16 protein-coding genes are annotated in these 18940 nt (G+C 29.7%); 4 read left to right on the plus strand and 12 right to left on the minus strand.

What is annotated here, in order from left to right:
* Positions 1-315: 315 nt before the first annotated feature.
* Both BR69_RS0100360 and BR69_RS0100365 read right to left on the minus strand, forming a co-directional pair.
* Positions 316-1254, minus strand: a complete 939-nt coding sequence (locus BR69_RS0100360) for an aminoglycoside phosphotransferase family protein (RefSeq protein ID WP_027631391.1) — start codon at positions 1252-1254, stop codon at positions 316-318.
* Positions 1255-1774: 520 nt separating this feature from the next.
* A complete protein-coding gene (locus BR69_RS0100365; RefSeq protein ID WP_027631392.1) occupies positions 1775-3142 on the minus strand; it encodes a nucleobase:cation symporter-2 family protein in 1368 nt (455 codons plus the stop codon).
* A 329-nt stretch (positions 3143-3471) separates the two neighbouring features.
* On the opposite strand from BR69_RS0100365, the gene BR69_RS0100370 reads away from it, so the two are divergent.
* Positions 3472-3891, plus strand: a complete 420-nt coding sequence (locus BR69_RS0100370) for a DUF3785 family protein (RefSeq protein ID WP_027631393.1) — start codon at positions 3472-3474, stop codon at positions 3889-3891.
* Positions 3892-4163: 272 nt separating this feature from the next.
* Here the strand turns inward: BR69_RS0100370 and BR69_RS0100375 are convergent, their stop codons facing one another.
* Positions 4164-4577 carry a MerR family transcriptional regulator gene (locus BR69_RS0100375; RefSeq protein WP_027631394.1) on the minus strand — a complete coding sequence of 138 codons (414 nt, stop codon included), beginning with the start codon at positions 4575-4577 and terminating at the stop codon, positions 4164-4166.
* 350 nt (positions 4578-4927) lie between these two features.
* On the opposite strand from BR69_RS0100375, the gene BR69_RS0100380 reads away from it, so the two are divergent.
* Positions 4928-5488, plus strand: a complete 561-nt coding sequence (locus BR69_RS0100380) for a histidine phosphatase family protein (RefSeq protein WP_242840635.1) — start codon at positions 4928-4930, stop codon at positions 5486-5488.
* A gap of 160 nt (positions 5489-5648) precedes the next feature.
* On the opposite strand, the gene BR69_RS0100385 is transcribed toward BR69_RS0100380, so the two are convergent.
* The 4 genes from BR69_RS0100385 to BR69_RS0100400 all read right to left on the minus strand — a co-directional run bounded on the left by BR69_RS0100385 (position 5649) and on the right by BR69_RS0100400 (position 10488).
* Positions 5649-6290 (minus strand): undecaprenyl diphosphate synthase family protein, encoded by a 642-nt coding sequence (locus BR69_RS0100385; RefSeq protein ID WP_027631396.1) that lies wholly within the window; start codon positions 6288-6290, stop codon positions 5649-5651.
* 116 nt (positions 6291-6406) lie between these two features.
* Positions 6407-8272: an ABC transporter ATP-binding protein gene (locus tag BR69_RS0100390; protein ID WP_051623422.1), complete on the minus strand. Its 1866-nt coding sequence runs from the start codon at positions 8270-8272 to the stop codon at positions 6407-6409.
* Position 8273: 1 nt separating this feature from the next.
* Positions 8274-10001: an ABC transporter ATP-binding protein gene (locus BR69_RS0100395; RefSeq protein WP_027631398.1), complete on the minus strand. Its 1728-nt coding sequence runs from the start codon at positions 9999-10001 to the stop codon at positions 8274-8276.
* Between the two features lie 292 nt (positions 10002-10293).
* Positions 10294-10488 carry a hypothetical protein gene (locus BR69_RS0100400; RefSeq protein ID WP_027631399.1) on the minus strand — a complete coding sequence of 65 codons (195 nt, stop codon included), beginning with the start codon at positions 10486-10488 and terminating at the stop codon, positions 10294-10296.
* A gap of 290 nt (positions 10489-10778) precedes the next feature.
* On the opposite strand from BR69_RS0100400, the gene greA reads away from it, so the two are divergent.
* Positions 10779-11240, plus strand: a complete 462-nt coding sequence (gene greA / locus BR69_RS0100405; protein ID WP_027631400.1) for a transcription elongation factor GreA — start codon at positions 10779-10781, stop codon at positions 11238-11240.
* Positions 11241-11449: 209 nt separating this feature from the next.
* On the plus strand, positions 11450-12460 hold the full coding sequence (locus BR69_RS0100410; RefSeq protein ID WP_084315149.1) for an LCP family protein: 1011 nt from the start codon (positions 11450-11452) through the stop codon (positions 12458-12460).
* 132 nt (positions 12461-12592) lie between these two features.
* On the opposite strand, the gene lpdA is transcribed toward BR69_RS0100410, so the two are convergent.
* The 5 genes from lpdA to gcvT all read right to left on the minus strand — a co-directional run bounded on the left by lpdA (position 12593) and on the right by gcvT (position 18542).
* Positions 12593-13972 (minus strand): dihydrolipoyl dehydrogenase, encoded by a 1380-nt coding sequence (gene lpdA, locus BR69_RS0100415; RefSeq protein WP_027631402.1) that lies wholly within the window; start codon positions 13970-13972, stop codon positions 12593-12595.
* 277 nt (positions 13973-14249) lie between these two features.
* On the minus strand, positions 14250-15698 hold the full coding sequence (gene gcvPB / locus BR69_RS0100420; protein ID WP_027631403.1) for an aminomethyl-transferring glycine dehydrogenase subunit GcvPB: 1449 nt from the start codon (positions 15696-15698) through the stop codon (positions 14250-14252).
* Entirely contained in the window at positions 15698-17038 is a 1341-nt protein-coding gene (gene gcvPA / locus BR69_RS0100425) for an aminomethyl-transferring glycine dehydrogenase subunit GcvPA (RefSeq protein ID WP_027631404.1), read from the minus strand. The genes gcvPB and gcvPA overlap by 1 nt, the downstream gene beginning before the upstream one ends.
* Before the next feature lies 1 nt (position 17039).
* Complete coding sequence (gene gcvH, locus BR69_RS0100430) at positions 17040-17423, minus strand: glycine cleavage system protein GcvH (protein WP_027631405.1); 384 nt, start codon at positions 17421-17423, stop codon at positions 17040-17042.
* 12 nt (positions 17424-17435) lie between these two features.
* Positions 17436-18542, minus strand: coding sequence for a glycine cleavage system aminomethyltransferase GcvT (gcvT, locus tag BR69_RS0100435; protein WP_027631406.1), 1107 nt, complete (start codon positions 18540-18542; stop codon positions 17436-17438).
* Between the last annotated feature and the right edge of the window lie 398 nt (positions 18543-18940).

The raw sequence follows: 18940 nt of genomic DNA on the forward strand, positions 1-18940 counted from the left end.
TATAATTATAATAATGTGGATTTAATTTGCTCTAATTCTCCCTAAGCATATATATATCCCTCTGAAATAATATAAGTACTTCATAAATACTTCTAATGTAAGTTCATTCTTAAAGTAAAACTACTTTCTATAAACCATAGATCTATGATTCTATAAAACTAAGACTTAGGAGAGCTTTTTTCTAAGTAAATCTATATAGATAAACTACCTCAAAACTCAATCTTTTAATACACATTAAGTAATGATAGCTGGTGATTTAATTTTAATTCTCATATGATATATCTATAGCATAAAAAAGAGTAGAACTTTTACATTCTACTCTTCATTTAACACCTCATAAAGCCACTGTATATTTAAGTTATAATAGTCTTTTGCATTACTATAGGACCACGTACAATTTCCTAGAATAAATTTTATCATATAAAATTTTAATCTTTTATTAAAATCAGTATATAAAGTCTCAAATTTACTGTATCCTTTTAAAAACTTTCTCTCAAGATCTTTATTCTGCCTAAAAGAAAGTAAATATAAGGACACTAAGTCCTCTTCATTATTTCCAAGATGGTTTGTCTCAAAATCTATTATAGAGGTTATAGTGTACCCTTCATAGTCTTCCTTGACTAATATGTTTCTCTCATTATAATCTCCATGACATAATGTTGGCTTTACCTCTATATTTATTAAATTTAAATTATTATAAAGGTAATTAAATCCGCTGTCTATAAGCTCTTTATGGGGAAGATCTAAAGTTTCTATTACTTTTCTATATTCATCTATAGAGTTAAGTGACTTATTGTAATAACTATGTTCTTTGCTTTCCCCCTTCATTACCTTTCCTAAGGGACCAAAATAATCTCCCCCATAACTACTATGTAGTTTTCCAAGTTCTCTTCCTATTTCTTCAAATAACTTTTCCTTCTTCTCCTCTGGCATAGTTTTAATAACTTCCTTAAGAGTAACCCCCTCTATAAAATCATATAAAAGCCATGGATCTCCATTTTCAAACTCTCCACTCAAAAAATTTTTTGGGGATTTTACTTTTGTATCTTCTAAAAGTCTTAAGGCTATAACCTCATTATCTATTTTATTTTTCTTATAATATATCTTAAGTATTTTATTTTTTCCCTTTGTATAAACTTTATAAACCAAATGTCTATTAATGTCATGATTCCCTACAGGTTCTATATCTATTATAGTTTCTTTTAAAAGATCCTTTAGCAAATTATAAATATCTTTAATACTATAATCTAACATATTAAAATACCTAACTCCTTAAATTTATTTTATATTACTTCCCTATAACATATCTTATATTATATATTATTTATCTGAATATTTCATCAATTCAAGAGTTATTTTCATTGTATACATAAATATTTTCCCTATAAATTTTATAAAATAGATTTTAAATTTATGAGTTGCAGCCTTCTCTTCTATAGAATTACTATATCACTTCTTAATTTATACATACCTTAAAAGTCTTATTTATCACTGAATAAATAACAGGTATAAGTAAGTTTTTAAGGTAGGATGCCTATATTTTAATATAGGGTTTATAAATTAAGATTATTTTATACAATAGTTACCCCCTAATTTAAAGGAGTTAACATCTGTATAAGTTATGTTCTAAGGTGAAAACACTCTAAAAAACTATGAGTCTTAAGAAAAACTCATAGTTTTTTACATTTAATAATTTAAAAGCTTTATATCTTACCCTTATACTCTCCATAAAGGCTTTGTAGGTTTAATGCTTTATATAAATTAAAATCTTATGTTATGCTACTCTATTGCTTTCATTTATAGTTGAGGAATTTTTATTATTTCCTATCTCATTAAACAATATATTTAATATAATAGCCATTAAACTCCCTGTGGTTATTCCACTATGAAATAAGGTATTTACCCAAGTTGGAAAGCTTTGATAAAAATTAGGAACTGCTAGTGGAATTAAAGAAACTCCTATGCTAACTGCTACTATAATCCCATTTTTAGTACCATTAAATTGAACTTTTCCTAAGGTATTTATCCCTCCAGATACAACCATTCCAAACATTATAAATCCTGCTCCTCCAAGAACAGGATATGGAATTGCTGCAATTATTGCTGCAAGTTTTGGAAATATCCCTAGAATTATTAATATAAATCCTGCTGCTGATGTTACATATCTACTTTTAACCCCTGTTAGATTAACAAGACCTATATTCTGTCCAAAGCATGTATGAGGAAAAGTATTAAATATAGCTGCCATCATAGTAGCTAATCCATCACATCTTAGTCCCCTGGTTATTTGTTTATTATCAACCTTTTTACCTACAATTTCATGGATAGCCATCATATTTCCTGTAGACTCAGTCATACTTACTATAACTATAAGGATTAATGACATAATAGCACTTATATCAAACCTTGGCATACCAAAATAAAAAGGTTTCACAATTCCTATAAAACTCGCCTCTCTAACTAGTGTAAAGTCTACCATACCAAAAAAACTAGATACTATAGTACCTATTATAATTCCTAACAGTATGGCCATATTATTCCATACTCCTTTTAATACCTTACTTAATATTAGAATAACTCCTAGAACAAATAAAGCCATATAAATATTCTTAGAACTTGCAAAATCTTCTGCGCCTATATTGTTACCTGCTGACCATCTTATAGCTACTGGAAGTAAAGATAACCCTATAATTGTAACTACAGTTCCTGTAACCACCTTTGGTAAAAATCTTAGTAACTTTCCAAAAAACGGTGCCATTAAAAAGCAAAAAAGTCCTGCAATAAGAACTGCTCCAAAAATAGTGGTTATTGCTGTTTCTGGATCTCCCTTATAAGTGCCAGCTATGGCTACCATAGCATTTACAGAAACAAAGCTTGTACCTAAAACTAAAGGCACTTTTGCTCCAATAATGTTTTTTATACCTATACTTTGAATTACCGTAGCTATTCCAGCTAGAAATAAGTCTGCACTAATTAAAAATATAACTTGATTCTGAGAAAGGCCTACTGCATTACCTACAATTAAAGGAACTGCAATAGCTCCTGCACACATTACCAGTACATGTTGAAAAGCTAATAGCAATGTCTCTACCACTGGTATTTTTTTATCTACTTCATCTAAGTGTTTCTCCTTATTATTCATATGTTTTACCCCTCTCTTTAGTAAATGTATTTTTAACTATGACATTCTATCCTATCCTCCTTTGTAAATGTTTTCCCTTAACTTTAAAAACCTTTATATTCTTAAATCTCTATCTATATTTTTAAAGGTTATTACTTAAGGATTTATCATAATTAAATTTAAATATTCCCATTAAATATTATACTTAATGAGTTTTATAAAATCAATTCTCCCACTTACTCTATAACCTTTGTAATCCCTGTTTACCCCTAATAATTTAACTTTATGTTTAAATTATTGAGTAAAGTGCTATAATTATAAATAAAACTTATAATTATAAGAGGTGACTTATGGGAAATTATACCTTTAGCTTTAATGATAAAAATTATGAGCTTTCTGAAAACAACTGTGAGTATTTTATTAATGATGAAGAAAATCCTATTAATAATATAGATACTAAAACTGTATTAAATATTTTAAATGGATCTAATGAAGTAGAATTTGATGTGGCTTATTATGAGGAGCCTTGCTCTAAATGCCTTAATGGGGTAAAAGAAAAAGAAAAAGTTTTTAGATTTTTAGAGTATCACTTCTACATATTTACTAAAGATTCTAATTACGTTATAAGTGATATATCATCAAATTATGAAGGTAAATCCTTTAATAAACTATTGAAAGAAAAACAAGTGGACAACAGCTATATTGTTACTATAACTGTTTGTCGTAACTGCAACGTATACTATGTGGAAATAGAAGAGTTATCTGTTTAGCATTTATATATTTAAAATATTAACAATTAAACAGCAGGATAAAACATATGAGCGTGTTCAGTTTTAAAATGTAAAACTAAAATATCATAAAGATTACAAGCAAAATCACAGCCTTTAATAAATTTATTAATGCTGTGATTTTTCAATTTTTAGATATATTAGTATACAATATAAAAAGAGCTTAGTAGTTAGGAAAGACCATCAAATGAAATGCTTGGCTATTTATATTCTTATTTCTAATCCAGTTACCCACTGTTGTTATAATAAAATCTTTAATAAGTATCATCTTTATTTTCTACATTAATTAAATTGCTAGTATATTTTATTTTACCAGTAAGTACATCATCATAGAAAGATTGCTTATTATCAATAAAATTAATACATTCATTAAGTTCTTTAATTTGCTTAACTAAAGAATCTTTTGATTTATTAAGCATCTCTTTTCTCTCTGGAATTGTAGAAAGACCTTCTAAACAATAATTCATATATAGCTTCATATCTTTAATACTCATACCACATTTCCTTAAACATTGTAACCCTTTTAACCACGCAATATTTTTTTCATCAAAATTACGATAATTATTCTTATCTCTTTTCACATTAGGCACTAAACCTTCTTTACAATAAAATTTTAATGTTTCGTAAGATATCCCAACTTGGTCACACACCTCTTTAGTTGTACACATAAAATTCCCCTCCTAAACTAAAAAATAAAAAACTCTTGCTCGGTAGCTACTACCTAGTGATACAATTTATTATAAGATGAATATAACAAAAATCAAGGAGAAATTAAAATAGAATATGTAAGTTTAAATATTACTATAAAAATGTCCTCAATTAGATTTGGAGTTTTTTATCATCAGTACCTAGAGCAGAATATTTGTCACAAATAAAATATGAATTAGTAATAGTGACTACGAAAAATGAAAATATCTAATATTCTTTATGTATAGAGGTTAAATTACAGGTTATTAGCTTATTAAATTAACATATACTAAAATTAGGAGATGAATTTATGAAAAAAACATTATACTTAATGAGACATGGTCAAACCCTTTTTAATGTTAGAAGAAAAATCCAAGGATGGTGCGATGCTCCATTAACTAAGTTAGGAATTAGACAAGCCATCATAGCTGGAGAATATTTCAAAACAAATAATATAAATTTTGACCATTCCTATTCATCTACATCTGAAAGAGCTTGCGATACCTTGGAGTACATTTCCAATACTCCATATAAAAGAGTCAAGGGACTCAAAGAGTGGAATTTTGGTACCTTTGAAGGGGAAAGCGAGGATTTGAATCCACCATTACCTTATGGAGATTTTTTTGTTAATTATGGGGGTGAAGATGAAATTGAATTGAGAAATAGAGTTGCAGAAACCCTCTGTTCAATTATGAAAAATGATGACCATCATACTGTTTTAGCTGTTTCTCACGGAGCTGCTTGTCGTCAATTTATGAGGTATTGGGCTCACACTAGCCATATTGACCAAAAAGAAAGGCTTGGAAATTGTTGTATACTAAAATTTGAATTTGAAAACGAAGAATTTAAATTGATAGAAATAATAAATCATGATTTTAGTGAATTATATTAAAATTATATAACCTTTAAAAAAGTCGGCAAAGATTTGCCGACTTTTATTTTGTGGTTTTATTGTGAATTCAGTTGTGAAATTACTTTCTATTTTAACTATGAAAAACTTTTTTGCACCTCAAAACCGAAATCGTTGAAAAAACATATACTGTTGTTTTATTCTAACCTCCAAGAGTAATATCTTGATTATTATACCAGCTTAAAGCATCATAAAAGTGCTGTGGCTTAAAATCTGGCCAGTAGTCTTCTATAACATAAAAGTCAGAATATACTGATTGAACTGGTAAGAAGCCACTCAGTCTCCTTCTTCCTCCCCATCTTACTATAAGATCAATTCTTGAAATATCCTTAGAGTTTATGTTTCCAGTTATGTTTTTTCTATTTATCTGTGATTCTTTTAATAAATTCAAATCCCATTCCCATCCATAATTCACTAAAAAATTCACTCTTATTCCCCCCTTGCCAAAGACTTTTCTTTTAGTAAAAGGTATTAACTCCTTAGGAAAACTTTTCGATGAACTATTCCCTATTACTAGAAGTTCTGCATCTTCCTTTGAAAGAAGATTAACTGCATCTATACAAGCTTTTACAAAAGCTTTCTTTTGATCTGCTGGTCTCTTTGTGTTATCTGTGGTAAATCCATAATATGTTATCTCTTCTATACCTTGCTTTTGACAAAGTTTAAAGAGAATTAATCCTGGATCTATTCCAAGGTCATACCCCATGGCTTTAGTTAACCCTTTAGATACTGCATATCTTCTATTACCATCTGGGATTATTCCTATATGCTTTGGTATTCTCATAACTTCACCTCATGAAAATATATTTTAGTGTTCTACCATGTTAGTATTTCCAATAAAAACATATTTAACCACAATATTTATATATAAAAATAGAAGAACTAAAAAGCTCTTCTATGTTAATATTCTACAAGTCCCTTAAATTGATTAAAATACATATTGTAATATTCTCCTCTTTTAGCTATAAGCTCTTCATGACTTCCACTTTCCTTTATAATTCCTTTGTCTATTAACATAATATTATTAGCATTACGAATAGTACTTAATCTATGAGCTATTATAAAAGTAGTTCTTCCTCCCATCAGCTTTACCATAGCATCCTGTATCTGAAGTTCTGTACGGGTGTCAACGCTACTTGTGGCCTCATCTAGTATTAAAATAGATGGATTAGAAAGTATTGCTCTAGCTATTGCTATTAACTGTCTTTGTCCTTGACTTAAATTAGCTCCACTTTCTGTAAGAACTGTTTCATATCCATCCTTAAGATGACTTATAAACCTATGAGCATTTGCCATTTTAGCTGCTCTATAAACTTCTTCATCAGTAGCATTTAATGATCCATATTTTATATTTTCCTTTATGGTTCCTGAAAAAAGATAGGTATCTTGAAGAACTATACCAAAAGTTTTTCTAAGGCTATCCCTAGTATAACTTTTTATATTTTTGCCATCTATTAAAATTTCTCCTTTATTAATTTCATAAAACCTAGTAAGTAAATTAACAATGGTGGTTTTTCCTGCTCCTGTAGGACCAACTATGGCAGTACTGCTTCCTGGCTTTGCATAAAAACTTATATTATTAAAGATAACTGAATCCTCCCCATACCCAAAGGTAACATTAGAGAACTCCACTTCTCCCTTAGGGTTTATTAACGCCTCTGCTCCTTTACTATCTAAAGTTTCTTCCTCTTCATCTAAAATATTGAAAACTCTTTCTGCCCCTGCAACCCCTGATTGTAAACTATTAAAAATATTAGCTAAATCATTAAGAGGTCTTGAAAACTGCCTAGAATAACTTAAAAAACTAGCAATAACTCCTAAGGTTATGATATCTTTAGTGGCTAAAATTCCCCCAATTAAAGCAACCATTGTGAAACCTATATTATTTATAACATTCATCATAGGCATTAAAAAACCTGATCTAATTTGTGCCTTCACTCCCACATTATATAAATCCTTATTTATTTTTTCAAACTCATATATACTCTTTTCTTCATGGTTAAAAGCCTTTACTATATTAATTCCAGATATTGATTCTTCAATATGTCCATTAAGTTTCCCAAGAATTATTTGTTGCTCCTTAAAAAGAACCCTAGTTTTTCTAGTTATAGATTTTGTAAGTAAAAATATTAATGGTACTATGATTAAGGTTCCAAGAGTTAAGGGAATACTTAAAATTATCATCATAATGATAGACCCTAAAATAGTTATTGTTCCTGACATAAGTTCAGTAGTAGATTGGGCTATAACACTACTAATATTATCTATATCATTAGTTAATCTACTCATAATGTCTCCATGGCTATTAGAATCAAAGAAAGCTAGAGGTAGTTTTTGAAGTTTTTCAAATAAAGTTTTTCTAAGATTTTTTACAATACTCTGAGATACCTTTGCCATAATTAGCCCCTGAATAATAGTTAATACTCCATTAATTATATAAGCTATTATTAATGAAATAATAGTTACCTTAAGATAAGAAAAATCTACGTTGTCTTTTCCCTTAGACATAGAATCTATAGATTTTCCAATTATATATGGTACTAATAATGTGACTAAAGAATAAATTATTACACATATAAATAATATAACCAGTAACTTTCTTTCATTCTGAAAATATTCCCATAGTCTTTTTAAAGTCCCCTTCATATTCTTAGGTTTTGGACCCTTTAGACCTCTTGTACCTCTTCCCCTACTACTTCTACCCATGGAAGAAAAATCTGCAAATTCCTCTATTTTAGACTTATTACTGTCTTTATTATTGCTCATATTACTTCCACTCCTCTTCACCTAGCTGAGAATTCAATATTTCATTATAAACATCACAACTCTCTACTAAATCTTTATGGGTTCCTATTCCTACTATTTCTCCATTGTCTATAACTATTATCTTATCTGCTTCTATTACAGAGGTTACTTTCTGGGATATTATAAATGTAGTTACCTCTCCTAAATAGGTTTTTAGTCCTTCTCTAATTTTAGTTTCAGTTAAAGTATCTAAAGCGCTAGTGCAATCATCTAATATTAAAATTTTAGGTTTCTTTATAAGAGCCCTTGCAATAGAAACTCTTTGTTTCTGTCCTCCAGATAAATTAACTCCACCTTTTCCAAGAATAGTATCATATCCATCTTTGGTATTTACTATAAAGTCATGGGCCATAGCTACAGATGCTGCTTCCTTAATATCTTCAAAATCTGCATTTTCTTTTCCCCACAAAATATTATCCTTTATTGTCCCTGTAAATAGCACTGTTTTCTGAGGTACAATAGCTATGCTATCCCTTAAACTTTTATAATTTATATTCTTTATATTAACTCCATCTATTTCAATATGTCCTAAATTTGTATTATAAAATCCTGGTATTAAATTTACTAAAGTACTTTTCCCAGAACCTGTTGAGCCAATTATTCCTATGGTTTCCTTAGCCTTAGCCTTAAAACTAATATTTTTTAGTACTAAGTCCTCTAAATTATTAAAATAAGAAAAACTTACATCTTTAAACTCTACATTTCCTTGTAAATCTAAGCTGTTACCACTTTCCTTCCTTACATCATCACTGTCTTCTCTTAAAACTTCTCCTATACGTTTTGTGGAGGCCTTTGCTTTAATAAACATAGTAAATACATGAGAAATCATCATAAGAGAAAATAAAATTTGAGTCATATAATTAGTGAAAGCTATTACTTGTCCAACCTCCATGGTTCCATTATTAACTCTATTTCCTCCTACCCAAAGTACTACTACTATAAATAGGTTAACTGTTAAAGTTATTCCTGGAGAAAATAAAGAATTTACCATCATAGCAGTTTTAGATAGCTTAGTTAATTCTTCATTAGAATTTTCAAAACGATGTTTTTCATAGTTAAATCTATTAAAAGCTTTAACTACCCTTACTCCACCTAAATACTCTCTCATTATCCCATTAACCCTATCCACAGCTCCTTGAATTTTTATAAAGAATGGATAAGATATTCTCATATTCATAAATATTATTAAAATTATAATAGGTAATATAATTATAAGAATTATGGCCATAGGAGGATTTAACCTAGATGCCATAATAATAGCACCTATTCCTATTAAAGGTGCTTTAACAAAAATTCTCATAAGTCCATTAACAAAATTCTGAACCTGGGTCACATCATTTGTAAGTCTAGTTACCAAAGATGGTGTTGTAAAATTATCTAATGTCTTAAATGAAAAAGAATTTATTTTTTTAAAAAGATCCCCCCTTAAATCTGAAGCAAAACTTTGAGATACAGTACTAGATAGTATGTTTCTTCCAGTTGCTCCCAAGGCTCCTATAAGGGTCACTAAAACCATAACTCCTCCCATATTAATTACATAATTAATATCCTTATTTTTAACTCCTATATCAACAACCTTGGACATTATTGTAGGCTGCATAAGATCACAAAATATCTCTATCATCAAAGAAAATATTGCTACAAGAAATAGTTTATAATACCTTTTTATATATACGTAAAATGTATTCATATTCTCCTCCCTTTTCTTATGTACTAAGTATATTTTACCATATACTACTTAAATAAACCCCTCCTAAATTTATATGTTATTTAAGTACATTATAGAGTTCTAAGTTTTAAAATCCTTATATTTTCAGCGGCTTATATTTTACTTATAATAATAGAATTCAAGCTCATTTTAAAAATCATATTAAATATTAACTATCCATTCTTTAATAAATTAATGAGCTAAATCTTAATAGTTAAATAGGATATAACCTTAAAAACTAAGGGACATAACTTAATGTTACACCCCTTAGTTTTTAAACATATCTAGGATTTTCTTTAATTAAATCTATAGTCCCTAATAATATATGAGCTGCTCCAAACCCCACCACTAGTCTTTTTAGTTTAGGATTTCTTGTTCTTTTTTTTATATCATTATATCTTAAAGCTAAAGATCCTACTGTAATTGCTACTCCTAAAGCTGTTGGAATAGATATATCCCTAACTCTCATAATACTTCCTCCTTTTTTCCTTTTATACCTATAATTTTTTAGCTTATATTAAGTTTTATTTATTATGGTATTTTATCCATATCTCTACCCTTATATTTTTTCCTAATATATAATAAATAATACCTACTAAACCTTATGCTAAATATATAAACACTAAACTTAGTAATTATTGTATATTAATGTTCTATATACTATAATGATTTTTATAATCCATCTTATATTAATAACATAACTTTTAAATTTATTTATTTTATAATATAAGAATATTCTTAGAAAAGAGGTGCTTTAAATTGCATAATTACCTTACTAAGGAAGCCATAAAGAAGCTTGAGGATGAAATTGAGTATCGTAAAGTTGTTACTAGAAAACAAATTAATGAAGACTTAAAAGAAGCTAGAGCTCACGGTGATTTAAGTGAAAACTTTGAGTATAAGTCTGCTAAAAGAGATAGAGCTAGGAACGAAAGTAGGATAAGATTTCTTGAAAGAATGATTAAGACATCTATTTTAATTGAGGATATAGTGTCCGAAGACCAGGTTGGTATAGGAAAAACTGTATATATAAAATTTGAGGATGATGAAATTGAAAAATTCTTAATAGTAACTACCATAGATGCAGATCCACTAGAAGGTAAAATAAGTATAGAATCTCCTCTTGGAAAAGCCATCTATAAACATAGGCTTCATGAAAAAGTAGAGGTTCATTCTCCTAATGGAAATTATTATATTACTATTGATCAAATTGAAAACTAATGAAACCAAAACTTAAAAAGTTTTATAGAAATACGTTCTTTTAACTTTTATATTTTAAACTCATTGTTAACTTTAAAGGTAAATATTATATAAAATTTCATTTTATCGTAGATTTTTTGTAACCTGCTAAAATATATAACTTTATATAATAGAAGATATGATTTTAAAAATATAATTATAATTACTATTATTTAAAAGGAGTTGTTCTTATGAGTGATGACTCAAAAAAAACAATGAATAAAAAAAGAAGAAATAAAAAACCTAGAAAAAAACTTAAAATAATAATATCTTGCATAATAGCTTTTTTACTGGTAATTCTCGGCACCGGATATTATATTATTCATAACAAGGTAAGTAAAATAAATACAGTAGACCTTGATACTTCTAAAGAAGCCTTAGGTATAGATGAAGAAAAAGAAAAAGAGTCTAATGATATAATAAATATAGCTCTCTTTGGAGTAGATAAAAGTGAAAATGAAACCAATGGTAGATCTGATGCTACAATGGTGCTTACTGTGGATAAATCCCGTAGTAAGCTAAAACTCACATCTATCCTTCGTGACTCTTATGTCCCTGTAGATGGCCATGGTAAAACTAAGCTTAATCATGCTTATGCCTATGGTGGTCCTCAGCTTGCTGTTAAAACCCTTAATAAAAACTTTGCCCTTAACATAAAAGATTTTATAATGGTTGACTTCTCAACCCTTCCTAAGGTTATCGATGCTATGGGTGGAATAGATATGAATATAAAAGACTATGAACTTAAAATGGTTAATCAATATATAAAAGACTCTGCAAAGAGAACTGGGGAATCTTATAATCTTATTCCTGGTACTGGTATGCAACATTTAAGTGGTATCCAAGCTCTTGGATATTGCAGAATAAGATATGTTGGAAATGGAGATTTAGAAAGAACTGATAGGCAAAGGAAGGTTCTTGAAGAAATATTTAAGAAAGCTAAGAGTTTAAATCTTATGCAGCTTAATTCTTTAATAGATGAGGTATTACCTTATATAAAGACTAGTTTATCTTCCTCTGATATTATAAGTCTCTCAACTAAAGGCACTAGTTACTCTTTTGAGCAGAACCGCTTTCCTCAAGAGGGATACTATAATGGTAAGTTTTTAACCGATGGACTTTGGTATGAAGTTTATGATATCAATGAAACTAAAAATCATATGTTAGATTATATATATAAAGATGTAAAATCTTATAAATAAAAAATAAAGAATAAGATGGGTAACCTATGACTCCATCTTATTTTTTTAATGATTTTATCCTATTTACATTAATTTCACTTTATAAAACAAGTTAAACTGTAGCTCCCATAAGGTTGCTACAGTTTAATTTCCCTATTTATTTATACTATGAATAGCTTCCTTATTTAATCCTAATATTGCCTCATGGAGGGCTTCTCCTAAGGTTGGATGACTGTGTACCACTTCCTTTAAATCTGCTACAGTCATAGATTTTTCCACAGCTATAGTTGCCTCTAGAATTAAATCTGAAGCATGAGGACCCATAATATGAATTCCTATAAGCTTATTATTTTCATCACTTATGGCCTTTACGAAACCTTCCCCTTCTCCTAAAGCTAAAGCCTTACCATTGGCTCCAAATAAAAATTTATTCTTTTTATATTCTATGCCCTTAGCCTTAGCTTCCTCTTCAGTAAGTCCTACCACTGCTATTTCTGGGAAAGTAAATATACAGCTTGGAATTACTGATTTATGACACTTTTTACCTAAAATAATATGTTCCACTGCTTCTACTCCTTGGTGAGAAGCTGCATGAGCAAGAAGGGATATTCCATTAACATCTCCTATAGCATATATACCCTTAGCAGAAGTTTCATAATTCTCATCTACTTTTATACTTTTTCTATTAAGTTCTATCCCTAAGGCTTCAATATCCACACCGTCATAACTAGCTTTTCTACCTTTAGCTACTAAAACTAAATCTGCTTCTATAACAACTTCACCTTTTTTGCCTTCACAAATTACTTTTACTAATTCTTCACCATCTATTTCTTTTACAGAGGTTAAAGTTAGTATTTCTATACCTGATTTTTTAGCCATAGCAGTGTATCTCTTGCTTATTTCTCTATCTATATCATAAAGAATAGAATCCCTAGCTACTATAACAGTAACTTCACTTCCCATAGAGTTAAATATACTAGCAAACTCCATTCCTATGACTCCTCCACCTAGAACCACAAGTTTCTTAGGAACTTCAGTAAACTCTAATATTTCATCACTGGTAACTACTTTTTTATTATGAATCCCCTTAAGATTTGGAATTTCAGACTTTGATCCAGTAGCTATAATAAGGTTCTTTCCTTCAAGAATAACTTCTCCATTCTCAGTTTCAACCTTAACTCTATTTTTATCAATTATGGTACCATTTCCTCTTATTACTTCTACTCCATTACCCTTTAGTAATTTTTCTATTCCCCCTACTAAAGAGCCTATTATTTCTCTTTTTCTTTCTTGTATCTTATTTACATCTATTTCATAATCTTTAACACTTATCCCAAAATCATTAATATGTTTTAATATGTTTAAAATTTCTGCTGTCCTATATATAGTTTTTGTTGGAATACATCCTCTATTAAGACATGTCCCTCCAAAGCTATCTCTTTCCACAACAGTTACACTTGCTCCAAGTTGTGCTGCCCTTATAGCAGCTACATATCCACCTGGTCCTCCACCTAAAACAATTATATCTTTCATGTTATCCCTCCAATATATTTATTAATATATTATTAATTATTCTTTACTATTCTTCTTAAATTTTTCCTAAGCATAACCCTATATAGGTACTAATTTTATAAATTCAATATTTTAACACTATAAAATCATAGCAATTCAAAATTTAGTTTTAAATACTAAAGATTACATCTATATAAAAATCCAAGTTATATATACTTTCATTAAGTTGAATTTTTATAATAATTAAAACAAAATCATAGGATTATAAAAGGTGTGACCTAAGCCACACCTCTATTTACTACCACTTTAATACTGGGTTTCTTGCAGCCTTAACCTGATCTAATCTTCTTACTGGTGTATTATAAGGTGCATCATGTAATAATTCTGGATTTTCCTTTGCCTCTTCAGCTATTTTTTTCATAACTTCTATAAAGTGATTAATAGTATCTAGACTCTCTGTCTCAGTTGGTTCTACCATTAAAGCTTCTTCAACTATTAATGGGAAATATACTGTTGGAGGATGAACTCCATAATCTATTAATCTCTTCGCCACATCTAGAGTAGATACTTTATTAGGATTGTCCTTAAGTCCCGCAAATATAACTTCGTGTTTACAGATTTCATCTATAGCCACTTTATAGTGATCTTTTAAAGCTTCTTTTATATAATTAGCATTTAATACTGCATTTTCTGAAGCTTTCTTTAACCCATCCTGTCCCATAGTTAAAATATAGGTATAAGCTCTAACTAAAACTCCAAAATTACCATAGAAGCTTCTTATTCTTCCTATGGACTTTTCTCTATCATAGTCTAATAAGAACTTATTTTCATCTTTTTTAATTATAGGTACTGGAAGGAACTTAGAAAGTTTTGTGCATACCCCAACAGGTGCTGCTCCTGGTCCTCCACCACCATGAGGAGTAGAGAAAGTTTTATGAAGATTTAAATGACATACATCAAAACCCATATCCCCTGGCCTTGCCACTCCCATAATAGCATTTAAATTAGCACCATCATAATATACAAGACCACCAGCCTCATGAACTAAATCACTTATTTCCTTTATATTCTTTTCAAATAATCCTAAGGTGCTCGGATTAGTTAACATAAGTCCTGCAATCTCATCATTTAACGCATCTTTAAGTGCTTCAATAGATACAGAGCCATCCTCTAAGGATTTAATTTCTACCACATCAAACCCTGCAACTGCTGCACTAGCAGGGTTAGTTCCATGAGCAGAATCTGGAACTATTATTTTAGTTCTCTTAAAATCTCCTCTATCCTCATGATAAGCCTTTATAAGTAAAAGCCCTGTAAGTTCTCCATGAGCTCCTGCTGCTGGTTGAAGGGTAAAATCATCCATACCTGTAATTTCAGAAAGCCTACTTGAAAGATCATACATAAGACCTAATGCTCCCTGAACACTATCTGACTTTTGATGAGGATGAATCTTGCTAAATCCTGGAAGTGATGCCATATCTTCATTTATTCTTGGGTTGTATTTCATTGTGCAAGATCCTAAAGGATAAAATCCCTTATCCACACAATAATTTTTATTAGATAAAGCTGTATAATGCCTTAACACATCTACTTCGCTTACCTCTGGAAGATTAAGCTCACCTTCTCTTATAATATTTTTAGGAAGAACTTCTTCTAAATTAACTTCTGGTACATCTAATTCAGGAAGCTTATATCCAATTCTACCCTCACTGGAAAGCTCAAATATAATTTTATTATAATCCTTCATTATATCTCCTCCATGACCTTAACTAATTTATCAATATCTTCCTTAGTTCTCTTTTCAGTAACACAAAGCATCATAGAATCTTTATATTTAGGGTAGTTCTTTCCTAAGTTATATCCACCTAAGATATTATTTTCTAATAATTTATTATTTATATCACAAGGACAGTTATCTGCTTTTATAACAAATTCTTTAAAGAAAGGTTTATCAAAGGCTTTCTTATACTTTCCACTTTGAGTTAACTTCTCTAAGGCATAATGAGACTTATTTAAACACTGCAGTGCTACTTCTTTAATACCTTTCTTTCCAAGAGTAGCCATATATATAGCAGCACCTATGGAAACTAAAGTTTGATCTGAACATATATTAGAGGTTGCTTTCTCTCTTCTTATATGTTGTTCTCTTGCTTGAAGCGTTAGAACAAAACCTCTATTTCCATATCCATCATCAGTTTGTCCTGCAATTCTTCCTGGCATCTTTCTCATAAGCTTTTTTGTAGTATTTAAAAAACCAAGTCCTGGTCCTCCAAAGCTCATATTAGAACCAAAGCATTGTGCATCTCCAACCACTATATCTGCTCCTATTTCTCCTGGACTCTTTAATATTCCAAGGGATATAGGATCCACATTCATTATAAAAATAGATTTATTATCATGAATAGATTTGACTATTTCCTCTGCATCTTCTATAACTCCAAAGAAATTAGGACTTTGTATTATTACAGCTGCTACATCTTTATTTAAAGATGCCTTTAATTTTTCAAAATCTGTACTTCCTTCATTCTCATCAATTTCTACTAAGTTATATCCTCTATACTTTAGATAAGTATTTAAAACTGCTATTGTTTCTGGATTTACAGTTGATGATACAACTATGGTTTTTCTCTTTGTATTATCTATTGCCATCATAGCTGCTTCTACAGTAGCTGTAGCTCCATCATACATAGCAGAATTGGAAACTTCCATTCCTGTTAAATTACATATCATGCTTTGATACTCAAATATACCTTGAAGGGTACCTTGACTTAACTCTGGTTGATAAGGAGTATATGCAGTGAAGAATTCCCCTCTTAATAATATGTGCTTTATTATAGATGGAATGTAATGGTCATAACTTCCTGCTCCTAAAAAGCAAGTTAATTCCTCTATGGATTTATTCTTTCCTGCTAAATCCTTCATTCTCTTTTCAACTTCAAGTTCTGATAATCCTTTTTCAAGATTTAAGTCTCTGTTTAACTTAACCTTATCTGGGATATCCGTAAAAAGCTTATCCATAGAATCTATAGATAAAATTTTTAAAACCTTCTCTACTTCCTTTTCTGTATTTGGTATATAAGGAAACATACTATTCCTCCTCATTACAGATTTCTTCATAATCCTTTGGACTTAATAATTCATTTAATTCATTTTCATCTTTAATTTCAATTGCTATCATCCAATTATCATAGGCTGCTTCATTTATAGCTGCTGGATTGTCTATTAATTCTTCATTTATTTCTACAACTGTACCACTTATAGCAATATATATGTCTGCTGCTGCCTTCACAGATTCAATTACGCCTAATACATCTCCCTTTTCAAAGTCAGTATCTACCTCTGGTAACTCAACATAAACTATATCTCCAAGTAGTTTCTGTGCATGGTCTGTAACCCCTATATATGCCTTACTTCCTTCCACCTTTATCCATTCGTGATCCTTAGTGTATAATAGATTTTCTAAAACTGCCATTATAAATCCCTCCTATTTTTTTGTCTTTTTATCATAAAATTTTTTATTAATAACCACTGCTTTTAGCTCTCTATTCCTTACCTTTATTGATAACTCTGTACCTAAAGCAGAATTATCTGCATCTACAAGAGCAAATCCTATAGTTTTATTTAAAGTAGGTGACATATACCCTGTGGTAACATGTCCTATTTCATTACCATCTTTAACTACTGGATATCCATGCCTTGCTACTCCCTTATCTAAAACTTCAAAGCCTACAAGTTTTCTTTTTACTCCTTCTTCTTTCTGTTTAGCTAAAACATCTTTTCCTATAAAATCTCCATTGTTTAGCTTTACAAAGAAGCCAAAACCCATTTCTAGCGGAGTTATAGTATCATCCATTTCGTTACCATAAAGAGGAAGAGTAGCTTCGAATCTTAAGGTATCTCTAGCTCCAAGACCTATTGGCTCTGTTCCTTCTTCTTTTCCAGCTTCTAATATATCGTGCCAAAGATATTTTGCATCCTGTGGCTCACAATATATCTCAAACCCATCTTCTCCTGTATACCCTGTCCTTGAAACTAGGCACTTCTTTCCATTTACTAAAACTTCATCTTTAAACTTAAAGAACTTTATTTCTGATAAATCCGAAGGTACTAGTTTCTGCAAAACTTCTTGAGCCCTTGGCCCTTGAAGTGCTAATTGAGCTACCTCTTCTGATATATCCTTAATTTCAACATCATATTGCCCTTTATTATCTACTATCCACTTAAAATCCTTATCCTTATTACTAGCATTTACAACTAAGTAATAATAGTCTTTGGAGAACTTATAAACCAATAAGTCATCTACAACTCCTCCATTGAAATTACACATAAAAGTATAAACAACATCATTGTCCTTTAATGCCTCTATATCATTTGTCATAAGATATTGTACAAAACCTTCAGCATCCTTTCCCTTTACAGTTACCTCTCCCATATGAGATACATCAAAGAGACCAGCTCTCTCTCTTACTGACTCGTGCTCATTAAGGATTCCTTTAAACTGTATAGGAAGGGCATAACCAGCAAAGTCAACTACCTTGCCTCCATATTTCTCATACTCCCCTATTAGGGGGGTAGTTTTTAAGTTTTCCATTATCCTACCTCCATTTTATATTCTAACTCTTCAGAATATTTGAAAAATATTTTGTAGACTTTTGGATAATTATTTCCTATCTTACTACCTATATGATTTATTTGTTACTATATAAGTTTTGCTTAAGTAATATGCGCAATTTTTATAATATTCTATCTATTATTATAATTATCTTACAGTATATTGTAAATCGTTTCCACCAATTATTTAAAAATATTTAATCTATTTATCAATCTCTTCCTTGAGTTTTAAAAAGTACTACTACTATTTGAATTTCAAATAGGAACTATTACCCTATGCTTATATTATAAGCATAGTTTCTTCTCTCTTTAACCCCCCAATATCTTATTATATATAATTCTTATTAATGATAACTTTGATTTATTCATAAAATATAT

The organism is Clostridium hydrogeniformans DSM 21757 (assembly GCF_000686705.1).
Taxonomy (GTDB): domain Bacteria; phylum Bacillota; class Clostridia; order Clostridiales; family Clostridiaceae; genus Clostridium_Z; species Clostridium_Z hydrogeniformans.